The organism is Thiosulfatimonas sediminis, assembly GCF_011398355.1.
Lineage (GTDB): Bacteria > Pseudomonadota > Gammaproteobacteria > Thiomicrospirales > Thiomicrospiraceae > Thiomicrorhabdus > Thiomicrorhabdus sediminis_A.
In genome coordinates this window covers 1,540,728-1,555,394 of sequence record NZ_AP021889.1, presented here as the reverse complement: position 1 = coordinate 1,555,394, position 14,667 = coordinate 1,540,728, and the positions used below count along the sequence as shown (strand labels likewise).

The following is a 14,667-nucleotide window of genomic DNA, read 5'->3' as shown; positions in this document are numbered from 1 at the left end:
CAAGACAGAAATGCTAATGAATTAAAAAATTGGATTGAATGCTAACACCAATAAAGTGAGATTCGCTGCTAAGAGTAGCAGGAATGCAAAATAGGCGGTTAACCAAAGATAAGTATTCGAACGGGGCGTATAGTCTATTAAGACATCGCGTCCGCCAACCCAGGCATGGATAAACACGAGCAGCAATGCAAGCAGGCTGGCGATGCCAAAAGTGCAGTAGTAAAGGTTGCCGATGATATTTGCCAGTGAGTTATGTTGTGGTACCAGGCTAATATAAATTGCTAGCGCGGGTAAGTACAAGAGTAGATACCAAGCACTGATGCGTTGCCAGCGGTGCGCTTTGGCACCAGACAGTTTTTGTAAACGAATCATGAGAGCGTCCAAATACGATTTAAGGCGAATGCACTGGCAACCAGCCACAATACCAATATCAGATAGTTGCTGGTGTTGCTCGCCAATCGGGAGTACCAAACAGTGTTAAATACGTTTTCTGCTAGGAGATGACGCGCACCCGTTAGCCAATGAAAAATCACCGCCAACCAAAATAGACTGTGCAAGCAGAGTAAAATCCAATGGTCGTTGATTAAGCTAAGGCGAACTTCAGCATGTAGCCAAATCAGGTTGGCAACCGCTAAATAGCCGAACAGGCTGATAATCAGTGCTACGCCGCTAATGCGATGCAGGATCGAGAAAATGGCATTCAACGGGAAATTGAAAGCCAAAAGATTAAGATTCTTGGGACGGTGGTCAGAGCTTTGATACATCGCATATTCCTGCTGATTCAAGTAAGGCACATTACTGCGTGCCTTACCTATTCTACTGAAAGCTTTTCTGCGGTAAACCCCGAAAAGGCGGCTATTCGATGGCTGAGTCCAGAGCGCACGGCCTTAGCTTGTAATAAGTGTTTTGAAATCAATTGATTAGCGTGATTGAGATTTGCGACATTCTGAGATAATAATTTTAAATACAATAAAATCAATACGTTATATTAGGGTTTTCTTATCGTTGGTTTTTTGCTGTTGAAGGTAGTCGTGTAGGGCTTGTTGCCAGTCAAGGTCAAACTGCCAACGTTGTGGCTTAAAGGTTTTTTGGGTGAATTGTTGGAGTTTTTCTTCAAATTCATCGCGAGACAACAAGCGCGCGCCTAGACTGTTTAAATGAGGAGTTTCCACTTGCGTGTCAATCCATGTAAACCCCCATTTATTGAGTTGTAAGCACAGGGCGGTGAGCGCAATCTTAGAAGCGTCTGGCGATTTTGCAAACATCGATTCGCCAAAAAACATCTTGCCGATGGCGATCCCGTAAAGCCCGCCAATTAGCGAGTCACCTTGCCAGACCTCAACCGAGTGTGCATAGCCTTGGCGGTGCAAATCGGAATAACTGTATAGCATGTCTTGATTAATCCAAGTGCCGTTTTGTCCGTTGCGAGGGATGTTAGCGCAGTGCGCCATAACGTGACTGAAATTGGTGTCTAAGGTGATTTGCCAAGTGCCCGAAAGGACTTTCTCTTTCCAGCGCTGACGTAAGCTGCGGCGAATTTTCAGCTGTTTTATAGGAAGTACACTGCGCGGATTTGGTGACCACCACAAAATCGGGTCTTCAGGATTAAACCATGGAAAAATGCCTTGGCGATAGGCGGCCAAAATCCATTGCGGTGATAAACCGCCGCCAATTGCCAGCAAACCGTCAGGTTCGCGCAAGGCAAAAGCGGCAGGAGGGAATGCGATTGGCGACTCATCCAGCCAAAAGGGCGCATCTTCCGCGTGAAACTGCTGCATAACCGATTATGCCTCGCTCGATAGAATGAAAACAAAAAAACACTTGGCGTCATTGTACAAAAATATGCTTAAGAGTTTAGGCATTCATGACGCGCTGCGTTTACAATTGGGGCAATTAAGCTCCGATATTCCCTAAAGCCTCTTGTCAATTATCCAATATGAATTGCCGAAGAGAACTAAAAAAAGTACCCAGATAATTTTATGACTTCTTTTGTCCACTTGCACCTCCACTCCGAATATTCCGTTATCGACAGCACTTTAGGCATTAAGCCTTTGGTTTCGATGGTTAGTCAATTTGAGCAACCTGCTTTAGCGTTGACCGATATGAATAATATGTATGCTTTAGTGAAGTTCTATGGAGCGGCTATGGGGGCGGGGATTAAGCCCATCTTAGGTGCCGATGTGCTGATAGAAGACGAAAGCGGTGAAGTGTTCCCGCTTTTGTTATTGGTGCAGAACGAGCAAGGCTATTTGAATCTTTCGCATCTGATTTCGCAAGCCAATCTTAAAAACCAAAAAAATTATCAGTACGCTGTGATTGGCATGATAACCCGAAGTCAATTGGCGCAATTTAGTGCGGGGTTAATCGCCCTGTCAGGGGGGCGCATGGGGGATATTGGTACCGCCTTGTTGGCTCAAAATCAGGCGCTCTTGGCTGAACGGTTAAATTGGTATCAGCAGTTTTTTGCAGATCGTTTTTATTTGGAGTTGGTACGTACTGGGCGCGAAAATGAAGAATCCTATCTGCAATTAGCATTACAAGTTGCTCAACAATGGCAGCTGCCGGTGGTCGCGACGAATGATGTACGCTTTGCTAAGGAAGAAGATTTTGATGCCCATGAAGTGCGCACCTGTATTCATGACGGATTTGTTTTAGAAGACCCGAAACGCCCGAAACGCTATTCTTCGCAACAGTATCTGCGTAGCAGCGAGGAGATGGTGGAGTTGTTTGCTGACATTCCTGAAGCGATTAGCAATACCTTGGAAATTGCAAAACGCTGTAATGTCGATTTAACTTTGGGCACCTATTTCTTGCCAGATTTCCCGATTCCAGACGGCATGACGATGGATCAGTACTTTATCGCGCTAAGTCATCAAGGCTTGGATGAGCGTTTGGCGTTTCTTTTTGGAAACTTGCCAGCGCCAGCCCAGCAAGAAAAGCGCGACGAGTACTATGCGCGAATTAAGTTTGAGCTGGATATTATTTTACAAATGGGGTTTCCAGGTTACTTCTTAATCGTTGCGGACTTTATTCAATGGGCGAAAAATCATCAGATTCCGGTTGGGCCGGGGCGTGGTTCTGGTGCTGGGTCTTTGGTGGCCTATGCGCTAAAAATTACCGACCTTGACCCGATTGAATATGATTTGCTGTTTGAACGATTCCTCAATCCGGAAAGGGTTTCGATGCCGGACTTTGACGTTGATTTCTGTATGGATCGCCGTGATGAAGTGATTGATTATGTCTCACGCCATTATGGCGCGGATAAGGTGTCGCAGATTGTTACGTTTGGCACCATGGCGGCGAAAGCGGTGGTGCGAGATGTTGGCCGTGTGCTTGGTTTAGGTTATGGGGTTGTCGATGGCATTGCCAAGCTGATTCCGAATGAATTAGGCATAAAGTTGCAAGGTGCGATTGACCAAGAACCTGAACTCAAAGCTAAGCAAGAGAATGATGCCGACGCCGCCCAGTTGTTGGAGTTTGCGTTAAAGTTGGAAGGTACTGTACGTAACACTGGTAAGCACGCCGGTGGGGTGGTAATTGGTCCGAAACCTTTAGATCATTTTTGTCCACTTTCGTGCGATGCGGAAGGCAATAGCGTGGTCACTCAGCTGGACAAAAATGATGTGGAATACGCCGGTTTGGTTAAGTTTGACTTCTTGGGATTGCGCACGCTTACCATTATTGATTGGGCGCTGCAGTCGATTAACGGCAACAAAGTTCCGGGCGCTGAAGGGTTTCTGGACATTGCACGGATTCCCATTGATGACCAGCCCACCTTTGAATTAATCAAGACAGGTAAGACGACAGGGATTTTCCAGCTGGAATCTTCTGGGATGCAAAACCTAATCGTTAAACTGCGTCCAGACTGTTTTGAAGATATTATCGCATTGGTTGCGTTGTTTCGTCCTGGGCCATTGGATTCTGGCATGGTGGATAACTTTATCAATCGTAAGCACGGCCGTGAAGCAGTCGCGTATCCAGACGCTCAATATCAGCATGAATCACTGAAACCTATTTTGGAGCCGACCTACGGCGTCATTTTGTATCAGGAACAGGTTATGCAGATTGCCCAGGTATTGGCTGGTTATTCGCTGGGTGGCGCGGATTTATTACGCCGTGCTATGGGGAAAAAGAAACCTGAGGAGATGGCTAAGCAGCGTTCAGTCTTCAAAGAGGGGGCGATTAACAACGGCGTTGACGGCGATTTGGCGATGAAAATCTTCGACTTGGTGGAGAAGTTCGCGGGCTATGGATTCAACAAATCTCACTCCGCCGCCTATGCATTGGTCTCGTATCAGTCAGCGTGGTTAAAAACGCACTATCCGGCAGAATTTATGGCCGCTCAGATCTCTTCGGATATGGACAATACTGAAAAAGTTGTTCATATGGTGAATGAGTGCTGGGCGATGGGGTTAACGGTGCTGCCCCCAAATATCAATACTGGTGAAATTCATTTTAAACCCTACGGCAATTTAACCGTTAACTACGGGCTTGGTGGAATTAAAGGTGTCGGTGGTGCGGCCCTTGAAGGCGTATTGCAAGAAAGGAGCGAGAACGGCGCTTTTAAAGATTTGTTTGATTTCTGTTTGCGGGCGGGTAAAAAGGTCAATAAGCGGGTTCTGGAAGCGTTGGTGCGTTCTGGGGCTTTGGATGTGTTACACGAAAATCGGCAAGCGATGTTGAACACCATTCCAACCGCAATGAAACAGGCCGAACAGCAGTTAAAAAATGCTGCGTTTGGTATGGATGATCTATTTGGGGATATGTTTGCTCAAGAGCAAGCGCCTGGTCAAGGTACCGAACTGTTAGCTGCAGCGGAAATGTCAAAAAAATTACGTCTTAAAGGTGAAAAAGATACCTTGGGGTTGTATGTTACTGGTCATCCGATAGATATCTATGAACAGGAGCTGAGTTCACTGATTGAAGGCCCTTTAAAAAATCTTCGTCCGGAACGCTGGAAAAAAGTTTGGGGTGCTGGTCTGGTGGTGGATTTACGCATAAAGGTGACCAAAACCGGTGCGAAAATGGCCATTGCCACCATTGATGATAAAACAGCGCGTTTGGATGTCACCATGCGGCCCAATATTTTTGAAATGGTGCAGCAGGAACTGGCGTTGGATAAGGTGATTATGGTGTACGGTGAAGTGCGCGAAGACAGCTTCAACGGCGGCATTAAATTTGAAGCGGAGCAGATTGTCAGTCTGGCCGAAGCGCGTGTTGAAAAAGCGCGAGCCATTCGTTTATTTGCTGATGGTACCCAGATTGATGTCAATAAAATTAATATGTTAGCTGAGCTTTTACAACCATTTTGTCAAGATATTGGTTTGCCGTTGCAACTGCATTATCAAAATGCTACAGCACAAACGTTATTGCAAACACAGCAGCGTTATTATCCCGATGACGATTTGCTAGAACTTCTTAACGCCAATGGCTGGAAGCCAGAAGTATTGCGTTAAGGAGATGCAGAACAGGTCCCGCGCTGAAGTCAATGGTGACTTGTACTGCGTCTTCTTAAAGAACTGCAGATGTGATTAAGTGATAATCACTTGCGTAGTAAAGCGAGTATTTTGCCGGCGTTAAGGTTTCATCTGAATATGGCAGTGGTAAACTTTGGATTGGTTTTGAGTGGCAATCCTGAGTGATTTCCTTAAGTGGTTATGTAAAATGTTGTTTACATTGCCGGTTTGTCTTTGTTTATCGCGGATAATAGCCGCAATTTTTAAGCCCATCCCATCGTCTAAATAGATATGCAGGAGCATTCATGTCGAATATTGAATCTATCCTAACGGAAACCCGAGTTTTTGAAGTTAATGATGACATTAAAAACAGTTTTGCCATTAACGCTGAACAGTTGGCGGCCATGCGTGCCAAAGCCGAACAGGATCATATTGGCTTTTGGTCGGACTTGGCTAGAGAGAAATTGGTGTGGTCAAAGCCGTTTACGATTGGTTTGGACGAGTCGAGAGCGCCTCATTATGAATGGTTTAGCGATGGCGAATTGAATGTTTCCTACAACTGTATTGACCGTCATTTAGAAGATAAGGCGGATAAGGTCGCGATCATTTTTGAGGGTGATCAAGGGGATGTTGAAAAATACACTTACAAAGAGTTGCATGATCAGGTTTGTCGTTTTGCGAACACGCTTACTGCGCAAGGCGTTAAAAAGGGCGATCGCGTCATTATCTATATGCCGATGATTCCTCAAGCGGTGATTGCAATGCAAGCGTGCGCCCGCATCGGTGCGATCCATTCGGTGGTGTTCGGAGGCTTTTCGGCAGAGGCTTTGAGCGACCGGATTAAAGATGCCGGTGCCAAGATGGTCATTACCACGAACGGTAGCCGTCGCGGAGGCAAAACGATTCCACTGAAAGGTGCGGTGGATACAGCGCTGGAAAAAGGCTGTGATCTGGTTAAAAAAGTGATTGTTTATCGTCGCACCGATGATGAAGTGCCGATGCAAGCTGGTCGAGATATTGATTGGCTTGAAGCCGAAGCTGGTATGAGTAACTACCATGATCCGGTTGCGGTGAGTGCCGAGCACCCGTTGTTCTTGTTATACACGTCTGGCTCGACTGGTAAGCCAAAGGGCGTACAGCATAGCTCGGGGGGTTATTTGTTAAATGCTCATGTGACCAACGAGTGGATGTTTGATTTGCAAGACAAGGACATCTTCTGGTGTACCGCTGATGTGGGCTGGATTACCGGGCACTCTTATGTCGCTTACGGGCCGCTATCGGTCGGTGCCACCATGGTGATGTTTGAAGGGGTACCGACGTATCCTGATGCGGGACGTTTCTGGCAAGTGTGTCAAGACCATGCGGTGACAGTTTTCTATACTGCGCCGACGGCGATTCGTGCCTTAATGAAATTCGGTGCGGACTTACCAAAACAGTACAACTTAGATGCTTTGCGTCTTTTAGGGACCGTTGGCGAGCCAATTAATCCAGAAGCTTGGATTTGGTATCACGAGGTGATTGGGCAATCTCGCTGTCCGATTATTGATACTTGGTGGCAGACGGAAACCGGTGCACATATGATTGCCCCTTTCCCAATCACGCCGCTAAAACCGGGTTCTTGTACCCAGCCGTTGCCGGGCATTGCTGCCGTCATTTTGGATGAAGCCGGTAATGAGTTGCACGGCGATGAAGGGGGTTTGTTGGCGATTAAAAAGCCTTGGCCGTCGATGATTCGTACCATTTGGAACGATGATGCACGTTATAAAAGCACCTATTTCCCGATTGAAGGTAAAAATTACTATGTGGTCGGCGATAGTGCGCACCGCGACGCCGACGGCTATTTCTGGATTTTAGGGCGTGTTGATGATGTTTTGAACGTTTCTGGGCATCGTTTGGGGACCATGGAAATCGAGTCGGCATTAGTTTCGCACCCACGTGTTGCCGAAGCAGCGGTGGTAGGGCGTCCGCATGATGTGAAAGGCGAAGCGGTCGCAGCATTTGTCGTGTTGAATGTCGATTTACCGGATGGGGACGAGCGTGATGCGTTGGTGCAGGAGTTACGTAACTGGGTTTCTAAAGAGATTGGCCCGATTGCCAAACCGGATGACATTCGCTTTGGCACCAATTTGCCGAAAACCCGTTCCGGCAAAATCATGCGTCGTTTGCTGCGTACCATCGCAAAAGGCGAAGAGATCACTCAGGATACTTCTACCCTAGAAGATCCAAGCATTTTGGAACAGTTCCAGAAAAAATAATTGCGGGCGAACTGTTGTAAATGTCTATCTGACAACAGCCAGATAGGAATTTGCAACAGAGCCAAGAACCCTTCGATTAAGGGGTACATAAGTGAATTTTAGATAAAGGGATTAATAATTTTAATTTTTCTCGGATCTGAAAGAGCCTTGATAATGGGCTCGCTTACTAAGCTGAATACGGTCTAAACCGTAGTTTTATCATAATCATAAAAATATTTATCTCAATGAGGAGCCTAACTTTATGAGTAGTAAAGTTAAATATTCCGCCATTTTATTGGCGATTTATACGGTCCTGTACTTTGGAGTTGCCTTAATGGTAAGTGCAAGCTTCAAAGATGTCGCAGCGACGGTCGTTGCCGGATTACCTCTGGCAATTTGGGGAGGGTTGTTGGTCATCATCTCCGGTGTGGTCATTACCCGTCTTTATCTTAAAAAGATGGATTCAGAGGAGTCTAACTAATGGAAAATATGGTCGCACTGGTCATTGTTGGATTAGGTATCCTGCTCTCTATCGTTATCAGTTTCTATCACTCAAAATCGACAACCAGTACCGCTAACTTCTATGTTGCCGGCGGTGGTCTCTCGCCACGCGTCAACGGTATGGCAATGCTGGGCGACTATGCCTCGGCGGCCAGTTTTCTGGGTGTGGCGGGTGCTGTCGCCCTGTCAGGGGTAGACGGTTGGTGGCTGGCTATCGGCTTCTTCGCGGCATGGGTTGTGGTGTTGATTGCCATTTCTACCCCATTGAAAAATGTCGGTAAGTTTACGGTCGCAGACGTTCTTAATGCGCGTTACTCGCAAAATGCAAAAGCAATCCGTACGGTAGCGATGCTGTCGACACTTGTGTTGTGTGTTATGTACCTTGTGCCACAAATCGTTGGCGCGGGTCATTTGTTCAAGCTGCTGTTGGGTTGGGATTATCTGCCGACGGTATTGGTAACAGGTTCTTTGATGGCGTTGTTCGTTATCATTGGTGGTATGAAAGGAACCTCTTACAACCAAGCGATTCAGGGTGCAATCCTGTTCGCAGCGATGTTGTTCTTGTTGGTGTTTGGAGTCATTCATCTATTTGGCGGTAATCCAGCGGGTGTCATCGAAGCGTCTGAGCAAATGGTGCCGGTCAGTCTGGCTGCCAAAGATGCCGCTGCAATTGCTGCTGCCGCTGCCGCACCGGACTCTGCCGCTGCGATTGAAGCGGTTCGTGCAGTCATGCCCGATGCTGCGTCTGCGGTAACGCCGGGTGTCAGCCTTCGTGATTTGGCTAACCAAACCTCGCTTGTCCTTGCTCTTTTCCTTGGGGTATTGGGTTTGCCACACATTCTGATTAAGTTCTACACAGTGGCGAATGCGTCTGATGCGCGTAAATCGGCTGAGATTACCATTTGGGGTCTGGCAATTTTTTACGCAGCGATCTTCTTCGTTGGTTTAATCGCGATGTATGCTTTGTATCCAGACCTAATCAAGATGATTGCAGACGGTCAAGCGGGTCAAGCGAAGAACATGACCATGCCAATGTTGGGTGACATGTTAGGTGGTCAGATTCTGATGGGTGTGATTGCCGCCGGTGCCATGGCTGCGATGCTATCCACTTCGGCAGGTCTATTGATTTCGGCAACGTCTTCTTTAGCGCATGACCTTTATAAAGGGGTGATTAACCCTAACTCGACTGACGAACAAGAGCTTAAATTTGCAAAAATCGGTGCTTTTGTACTGGCTCTTATTGCGATTGCGATGTCGGTTTGGTTGAAGTCTGAAAACGTCGCGATGCTGGTCGGTATGTGTTTCGGTATCGCTGCATCCACTTTCGCCCCAGCCTTGGTGTTTGCGGTATGGTGGAAAGGGCTAACGAGCCAAGCGGTTGTTTGGGGTATGGCCACTGGTTTGGTTCTATCACTACTCTTCACTTTCGCTAAGTTCTTCGGCGCGAAGACCATGCTTGGTTTAGATGTTCTGGTTAACCCAGCACTTTACTCGGTTCCTGCGGCTATTTTAGTGACCATTGTGGTGGCTAAGATGACGAAAGACACGGGTAATACCGAAGAGTTTATGGCCAAAGCACACGGAAAATAATCCACGCTTTAGCGAAACACTTCTAAAAAAAGCGAGTCAAACGGCTCGCTTTTTTTGTTTCTGATTTTTACAAATTTATTTGTCATGCAATAAGCAATCAATCGATTAAATCAGGGTAAACTAAATCCTCTGTTTATTTGATTTAGGCGCGCGCGATGGCAATTACCCAGCAACGTGATTTTCTCGTTCAAATTCCTCCGTTTGATTTACTTCCCAACCCCCTGTTATGTCAGTTGGCCGATAGCTTGGATGTGATCTATCTGCCGAAGGCGTCTGAGATTGATGTCGCTCAGCATGAGGCGTTATTTATCTTGATTAAAGGTAAGGTGGCCGAAATGGGTAAGGAGTCGGTGGTCTCACATTACAGTGCAAGAGGTTTTTGGGGGGATGCTGAACTACTCGGTAAGGGCAAAAACCACACCCGTTATGAAGTCGTCGATGAAGCCATTGCCTACAAACTACCGGCAAAGCATTTTTTGCAAGCGGTGCAGTCTTGTGACGAGTTCGAGCAATTTTTTAACGCCTCTATTGTCGAAAAACTCAATCGTGTCCATCAAGCCATTCAATCGGCGGCCTCCACCGAAGTGATGATGGATACGGTCATCAGTGCGCCGATACAAGCTTTGGTGCAGGTCGATCAGGATGCCACTTTACTGGAGGCAACCCAAAAAATGGTTGCGGTCAAATCCGATGCGTGTTTAGTCTCTTTTGCGGACCATTCGGTCGGTATCATTACCTCGACTGATGTGTTGAAGTTTGTTGCCAGCGGTCGCTTGGAACAGCTTGGCAGCAGCACCATGCTGGCAGAGTTAGCGCATAAACCGGTCTATTCGGTTCATCAGTACGACTATCTGTTTAACGCCTTATTGAAAATGACACGTTACCAAATAGACCGTTTAGCGGTGCGCAGTGATGATGGATTCTGTGGTTTTCTGCATCAAAAGGATTTGATGAGTTTATTTGCAAACCAGTCGGGTTTGGTGTTGACAAAAATCGAGCAAGCCAACTCAATTGACGATTTAAATCAGGCAGGGCAGCAGATTGATCAACTGATTAAAAACCTCAGTCGCAAAGGCATTAAAACGCACTATATCGCCAAATTAGTGAATGAATTGCACCGAAAAATGATGCGGCGTTTGATTGATATGGCGTTGCCAACAAACCTGCAACAAAAAGTGTGCGTGTTTGTGATGGGCAGTGAGGGGCGCTCCGAGCAGGTCGTGCGCACAGACCAAGACAATGGCTTAATTTATGCCGATGAGTTAAGCGCTGCTGAAGTGTTGCAATTAAAGGTTTTTGCTGAGCGTTTCTCGCAGCAGCTGCAGCAGTTGGGATTCCCTCCTTGTCCGGGGGATATCATGTTGTCTAATCCGGCTTGGTGTTTAAGTCGCTCGGCATTTGAGCAGAAAATCCAGCAGTGGTACCAGTCGCCATCAGAGCAGAATTTTATGTATGCGGCGATCTTGTTTGATGCGCAAAGCGTCTATGGCAAGAGTGAATGGTTAAACGCCCTTAAACAGTCGTTGGTTAAAATGAGTCGTGAATATCCGGTATTTTTGCGTCATTTTGCCATATCGATTCTGCGTTTTAAAACCCCAGTGGGATTTTTTGGTGGTTTATTGGCGCAAGAGGATGATACGCACGATCAGCTGGATATTAAAAAAGGGGGCGTTTTTAGTTTGGTGCACGGCGTACGCTGCTATGCGCTTGAGGCGAACTTGCCCCAAACGAACACCCATTGGCGCATCAAAGCCTTGATGGATCTGGGGGTGTTTAGCAAAGAATTTGGTATTGAATTGGGCGAGACGTTGAATTTTTTAAACACTTTACGCCTCGATTCGATGTTGTATCAAATTGAGCAAGGGGTTGCGGTGCCGAATAATAACATCCGTTTGTCGCGTTTAAGTCATGGGCAGCAAGACCTGCTTAAGCAGAGTTTTCGGGTAGTCGATGACTTTAAAAAGAAAATCACCCATCATTTTGACCTGCATGGTATGAGCTGATGTTTGCGCGTCTGCAAAAATGGATCAGCTCGCGCCGTCTTGCCAAAATGCGCCAACAATTAAAGCAGGAACACTACGCCTTTTTATTTGATCTGGAGCCGGGTGTGTTTGTTTGTTTTGATTGCGAGACCACCGGTTTAAATCGGAATAAAGACCGTATCATTACCTTGAGCGCCATCAAAATTGTCGGCAATCAGATTCTGACCAGTCAAAGTTTAAATTTAGCGATTAAGCAGCAGCAACAAATTTCATCGGAAAGTATCGAAATTCATCAAATTCGTAATGTCGATGTTGCCAATAATACCAATCTCTATGAAGACGAAATGCAAGCCATGCAGGAGTTTCTGCACTTTATTGGCGGCGCAACCTTGGTCGGTTACTATTTGGATTTTGATGTTTCCATGGTGAATCGGATTATCAAGCCGAAAATTGGCATTGGATTGCCCAATCCGCAGATTGAAGTCTCAGGCATGTTTTATGAATATATGCGGCAAAAGTACAAACGCTCTTGCGTGGAACCGAATATTGACCTTGCTTTTGCTACGATTATCGAAAAACTCAAGATTCCCCAACTCGGCCAGCACGATGCATTTAACGACGCCTTAATGACTGCCTTGGTGTTTGTTAAGTTGCAGAGCTTACAGAATAATTCATAGGCCGTTGGCCTTGACAAAACGCATAAATAAGCCTATCATCCTGCGTAGATTTTTTAAAAAACTTATAAGCGTTAAATTTTTTTGTAAATTCAGCGGCTTATCTTTTAAAAAACCCCGTTTTTACGGGGTTTTTTGTTATCTGAACAATGGAAGTTATTGGTGAGATTAGAAGACAAACTCGAACAAGCACTCAAGCCGACGATTGAATCAATGGGTTTTGAATATTGGGGCGTAGAATATATTTCCGCTGGCCGTCATTCAACTTTGCGATTGTATGTCGATAAACCAGAAAGTCGCATTACCGTAGACGATTGCGCCGACATCAGTCGTCAAGTGAGTGCTATTTTGGATGTTGAAGACCCTATAAGCAGTGCTTACCATTTAGAAGTTTCCTCTCCGGGTATGGATCGCCAGCTTTTCAAGCCGCATCAATACATTCGTTATCAAGGCCAAACGGTGCAAGTACGCAGCAGTGTCGATATTCTTGGTCGTAAGCGTTTCAAAGGTCAAATGTTAAAGGTCGACGAGAAGGGTATTGAAATCAGCGTTGATAACGAGATTTACCCGATTCCATTTGATTGCATCGAAAAAGCCAATCTCGTTCCAGAGTTTTAAACGTGCTGGGTTTGAGTGCGATTAGTCGAAAATGACTAGTTTGAATTTTAAATTATTTATTTAAGAGCGTTGAATGCTCTTAATCTGTATTTTCTGTTTTTAAATAAGGCGAACGTATATGAGCAAGGAAGTATTAGCCGTTGTTGAAATTATGGCCAATGAAAAAGGCGTTGATAAAGAAATTATTTTTGACGCAATTGAGACCGCTTTAGCGACCGCTACTCGTCGTAGCTATGACGATGAAATCGATGCCCGTGTGGCAATCAACCGTCAAAGCGGCGACTACCGTACTTTCCGTCGTTGGGAAGTCATCGCCGATGACGTTTACATTGAAGATCACGTTGGTTGGTATATCCGTCACATGGACTCTGTGGAAGAAGATCCAAGTAAAGCCATTGGCGAATACATCGAAGAAGAGATTGAATCCATCGACTTCGGTCGTATTGGTGCGCAAACCGCGAAACAAGTCATTATTCAAAAAGTGCGTGAAGCTGAGCGTAAGAAAGTGGTTGAAGTTTACCAAAAACGCGTTGGTGAAATCCTAACTGGTCAGGTTAAGCGAATTGATCGCGGCGATGTCATTTTGGATATGGGCGATAACGTCGATGCCATGATTCCGCGTAGCGAGTTAGTCGGACGTGAAACCTTCCGTATGGGCGATCGCGTTCGTGGCTATCTTCAGTTAGTTGAGTTCCGCCCACGTGGACCGCAATTGATTATGTCGCGCGCCTGTAATGAGATGTTGATTGAGCTGTTTAAAATCGAAGTGCCAGAAATTGCTGATGATTTGATTGATATTATGTCTGCGGCACGTGATGTTGGCTTCCGTGCCAAGATTGCGGTGCGTGCTAATGATCCTCGTTTGGACCCTATCGGTGCTTGCGTTGGGATGCGCGGTGGTCGTGTGCAAGCCGTCACGAACGAGTTGAATGGTGAGCGTATCGATATCATTTTGTGGGATGGCAGCGATGCTCAATTCGTTATTAATGCGATGGCTCCTGCGGAAGTGACGTCGATCATGGTCGATGAAGATAAACATTCGATGGATTTAGCGGTTGAAGACGACTCTTTATCACAAGCGATCGGTAAGAACGGTCAAAACATTCGTTTGGCTTCGGAATTAACCGGCTGGACTTTGAATGTCATGACGCAGACATCGATGGCAGAAAAGCATGAAATCGAGTCTAAAGATCAAGTCAACGTGTTTACCAATAATCTGGATGTTGACGAAGAGATGGCTGAAGTGTTGGTCGCAGAAGGCTTCTCAACACTGGAGGAAGTTGCTTATGTTCCTGCTGCAGAAATGCTGGATATTGATGGTTTTGACGAAGACATCGTTGCCGAGTTAAAGCAACGTGCAAAAGATGCTTTGTTGACCATGGCAATTGCCGAGGAAGAGAAACAAGCCTTAGCGGAACCGGAGCAAGATTTATTGGATCTTGATGGGATGGAACCGGACATGGCGAAAAAATTGGCGGCTAACGGCGTGAAATCGCAAGAAGATTTGGCCGAATTGGGTACCGATGAAGTGCTCGATATTTTAGAAATTGATGAAGAACGGGCAGCGGCGTTAATTATGGCAGCGCGCGCACCATGGTTTGAATAACAAGGG

At 46.1% G+C, this 14,667-nt stretch carries 11 protein-coding genes; 8 read left to right on the top strand and 3 right to left on the bottom strand.

The annotated features are described in order from the left end of the window. Positions 1–21 precede the first annotated feature (21 nt). From sdhD to aat, 3 genes are all read right to left on the bottom strand, one after another. Positions 22–372 carry a succinate dehydrogenase, hydrophobic membrane anchor protein gene (gene sdhD, locus HRR27_RS07200; RefSeq protein WP_173272297.1) on the bottom strand — a complete coding sequence of 117 codons (351 nt, stop codon included), beginning with the start codon at positions 370–372 and terminating at the stop codon, positions 22–24. Continuing rightward, the gene (gene sdhC, locus HRR27_RS07195; RefSeq protein WP_173272295.1) at positions 369–764 is read right to left on the bottom strand and encodes a succinate dehydrogenase, cytochrome b556 subunit; all 396 of its coding nucleotides are present in this window, start codon (positions 762–764) and stop codon (positions 369–371) included. The genes sdhD and sdhC overlap by 4 nt, the downstream gene beginning before the upstream one ends. A 219-nt stretch (positions 765–983) precedes the next feature. After that, complete coding sequence (gene aat, locus HRR27_RS07190; protein ID WP_173272293.1) at positions 984–1,778, bottom strand: leucyl/phenylalanyl-tRNA--protein transferase; 795 nt, start codon at positions 1,776–1,778, stop codon at positions 984–986. 201 nt (positions 1,779–1,979) lie between these two features. Here aat and dnaE point away from each other — a divergent pair, with 201 nt between their 5' ends. The 8 genes from dnaE to nusA all read left to right on the top strand — a co-directional run bounded on the left by dnaE (position 1,980) and on the right by nusA (position 14,661). Beyond that, positions 1,980–5,456: a DNA polymerase III subunit alpha gene (gene dnaE, locus HRR27_RS07185; protein WP_173272291.1), complete on the top strand. Its 3,477-nt coding sequence runs from the start codon at positions 1,980–1,982 to the stop codon at positions 5,454–5,456. Between the two features lie 305 nt (positions 5,457–5,761). Then, a complete protein-coding gene (gene acs, locus HRR27_RS07180) occupies positions 5,762–7,711 on the top strand; it encodes an acetate--CoA ligase (RefSeq protein WP_173272289.1) in 1,950 nt (649 codons plus the stop codon). 241 nt (positions 7,712–7,952) lie between these two features. Beyond that, positions 7,953–8,171 carry a DUF485 domain-containing protein gene (locus tag HRR27_RS07175; RefSeq protein ID WP_173272287.1) on the top strand — a complete coding sequence of 73 codons (219 nt, stop codon included), beginning with the start codon at positions 7,953–7,955 and terminating at the stop codon, positions 8,169–8,171. After that, complete coding sequence (locus HRR27_RS07170) at positions 8,171–9,781, top strand: sodium/solute symporter (RefSeq protein ID WP_173272285.1); 1,611 nt, start codon at positions 8,171–8,173, stop codon at positions 9,779–9,781. Before HRR27_RS07175 ends, HRR27_RS07170 begins: the two co-directional genes overlap by 1 nt. Before the next feature lie 155 nt (positions 9,782–9,936). Then, on the top strand, positions 9,937–11,784 hold the full coding sequence (locus HRR27_RS07165) for a DUF294 nucleotidyltransferase-like domain-containing protein (RefSeq protein ID WP_173272283.1): 1,848 nt from the start codon (positions 9,937–9,939) through the stop codon (positions 11,782–11,784). Continuing rightward, a complete protein-coding gene (locus HRR27_RS07160) occupies positions 11,784–12,440 on the top strand; it encodes a 3'-5' exonuclease (RefSeq protein ID WP_173272281.1) in 657 nt (218 codons plus the stop codon). Before HRR27_RS07165 ends, HRR27_RS07160 begins: the two co-directional genes overlap by 1 nt. A gap of 159 nt (positions 12,441–12,599) precedes the next feature. Further along, positions 12,600–13,055, top strand: a complete 456-nt coding sequence (gene rimP, locus HRR27_RS07155) for a ribosome maturation factor RimP (protein ID WP_197905388.1) — start codon at positions 12,600–12,602, stop codon at positions 13,053–13,055. A gap of 118 nt (positions 13,056–13,173) precedes the next feature. Continuing rightward, the gene (gene nusA / locus HRR27_RS07150; protein ID WP_173272280.1) at positions 13,174–14,661 is read left to right on the top strand and encodes a transcription termination factor NusA; all 1,488 of its coding nucleotides are present in this window, start codon (positions 13,174–13,176) and stop codon (positions 14,659–14,661) included. Positions 14,662–14,667 lie beyond the last annotated feature (6 nt).